The sequence below is a fragment of the Cyclobacterium salsum genome, from assembly GCF_010119245.1.
Taxonomy (GTDB): Bacteria; Bacteroidota; Bacteroidia; order Cytophagales; family Cyclobacteriaceae; genus Cyclobacterium; species Cyclobacterium salsum.
In genome coordinates this window covers 1-2593 of sequence record NZ_WNKG01000034.1, presented here as the reverse complement: position 1 = coordinate 2593, position 2593 = coordinate 1, and the positions used below count along the sequence as shown (strand labels likewise).

Below are 2593 nucleotides of genomic sequence, written 5' to 3'. Positions count from 1 at the left end.
TTTTTGGGGGAAATGATTTGTGACGAAGAGACTTAGAGACGAAGGGACTGGGAGAATAAGAGACTAAGAGACGGGGAGACTTAGGGATGGGGATTTGAGGACGATTGCCTGGCGTGGGGAGATTGGTGTTTTTTCAACATAGGATGACACGAAGTACCCCGGAGGACTCGAAGATTTAATTTGATGGTTTGATTATTTGATGGTACAATGTTACAATTGTTTAACCCTTAACTACCCCGGTTGAATCTACGAAAAAGCCAAACAGCCTGAAGGCCCGCCAAGAAAACCCAGCCTGCTCCGAATCCATTAACCCTTAACCACCAGGGTTGATTCCAAAGTAATGGCTAACCGCCAGACAGCCACAATGAATATCTCAGCCGGTATCGAACTACTTTAACCCTTAACCAACCCGACTGAATCCAAAACCGCCTTCCCTGCCTATTTACCCATAACTACAACTCAATCCGAACCGAGCCAATTAACCCTTAACTACCCCGGTTGAATCCAACATCAGGGAAACTGCATCAAAACCGTAACATAAAGACCAGCCGGAACCGAACCAATTTAACCCTTAACCACCAGGGTTGATTCCAAAGTAATGGCTAACCGTCAGACAGCCACAATGAATATCTCAGCCGGTATCGAACTACTTTAACCCTTAACCACCACGCTTGAACCTAAAACCAGCCCCAAACGCAAAGCGGCCAGACCCAAAAGTCCAGCCCGTATCGAACATAACCAACACGGCTGAGATAACAGGCACCATCCCATCAAAATCCTTTGCCACCTCTGTGCCTTCTTGCTGATCGCTGTGACCAAAAAAATAGTTTTTCAATGCAAGAAAAAAGCCATGAAACACTGTTCCATAGCTTTAGTCAATTAACAATAAACCCAAAATAACCTGCTGTAGGAGAAGGATTCGAACCTCCACGGAGCGGTTGGGCAAAATACGAGCTCGCTATTTGCTTTATTCCGGACTCTCCACCCCCGAGACAGGAGGGCATGTCTGCCAGTTTCATCATCCTACAGTATTGCTTCAAAACTTCTGGTCCTCAGCAGCAAGCTTTCTGACCAGTTCAAGACCTTTTGTCTTTGTTTGATATGTCAAAGGTAATAAAAGCCATACAAAATTAAAAATACATCAATACAAATAGCTTATTTTTACATTTTATTTATTTTTTAGCCCATTTTCTATTCATATTTGCAATTCAATTGCTCGATTTGAGATGATAATTAATGAATTCTCAAAGGGTTTCGTCAACCAGGCTTTCAAGTTCAAATGCACCAGTAACAATCCGATACAAAAAAGGTGGAAGTGGTTTTAAAAAGACCGATAACCATGACTTTTGTATTTTCCATTTTAATACTATTTATCCAATTTTATTGCTTTATTTTTATTTATAAATAATTTAACTTAATATTTTTTCATTTTTATTTACTTTTTATTGAATATACCGTAATTTTGTATCGAACAATTAAACGGAATACACTATGAAAAAGGACCTAGGATTTTTGATCGATATGGATGGGGTGATTTATCGTGGAGGTGAATTGATCCCCGGTGCGAAGGAATTCATACAAAAACTACTAAGGGAGGACTACCCTTTCCTGTTTTTAACCAACAATAGTCAGCGCAACTGCCGTGACGTGGTAGCCAAGCTAAGCCGAATGGGCATTAAAGTAGCGGAAAAACACATCTTTACCTGTGCCATTGCCACGGCAAGGTACCTGGCCTCCCAAAAACCTGGCGGAACGGCCTACGTGATCGGCGAGGGAGGACTGCTCACCGCTCTGCACCAAAACGGCTATTCCATCGTGGATGATGAACCCGATTACGTGGTGATCGGCGAAGGAAGAACCATCATGCTTGAATCAGTGGACAAAGCCATCAACATGGTCATGAACGGATCCAAATTGATCGCTACCAACCTGGATGCCTACTGCCCAAGCTCCAATAACTCCATTCGCTCGGGCTGTGGTGCCTTTGTATCAATGATCGAAATGGCCACTGGAAAAAAGGCCTTCAGTGCCGGAAAACCCAGCCCGGTCATGATGCGGATTGCAAAATCAGAACTCGGAACCCGGTCGGCACAGACCATTATGATTGGCGATACCATGGAAACCGATATCCTGGGAGGCGTACAAATGGGCTTTAAAACCGTCCTTACCCTTACCGGCTCTACTCGCAGGGAAGAAATAGAAAATTTTGCCTATTCTCCTGACCATGTGATTCTGAGCATAAAAGACCTGTTGGACACGGACAGGTTTGAACAAATAATGGATCAGGAATTAGTACCGGTAAATTAGTCCTTCAGGTTATGCTTCAGAAGGGGACATGGAGAGGTGGAATGATGTGTGAAGAAGGGACTGAGAGACTGGGAGACTTGGGGACGAAGGAATGGTGAGACGTAGGGAGAGGGAGATTTGAGTCCGGTTGTCTGGCGTGGGGAGGTAGGAGTTTTTTGTCACAGGAGGACACGGAGGAGCCACGAAGGGCGCAGAGGTTTTTTGGGGAAATGATTTGTGACGAAGAGACTTAGAGACTAAGAGACGGGGAGACTTAGGGATGGGGGGATTTGAGGACGATTGCCTG

General features: G+C 44.3%; 1 protein-coding gene. It reads left to right on the top strand.

The window, feature by feature from the left end; all coding sequences use genetic code 11:
• Positions 1-1491: 1491 nt before the first annotated feature.
• On the top strand, positions 1492-2307 hold the full coding sequence (locus GJS45_RS23525; RefSeq protein WP_162344342.1) for an HAD-IIA family hydrolase: 816 nt from the start codon (positions 1492-1494) through the stop codon (positions 2305-2307).
• Positions 2308-2593 lie beyond the last annotated feature (286 nt).

What these genes read in the sequence shown, in the direction of transcription:
- GJS45_RS23525 (WP_162344342.1), top strand. Translation starts at nt 1,492, where the DNA reads ATGAAAAAGGACCTAGGATTTTTGATCGATATGGATGGGGTGATTTAT.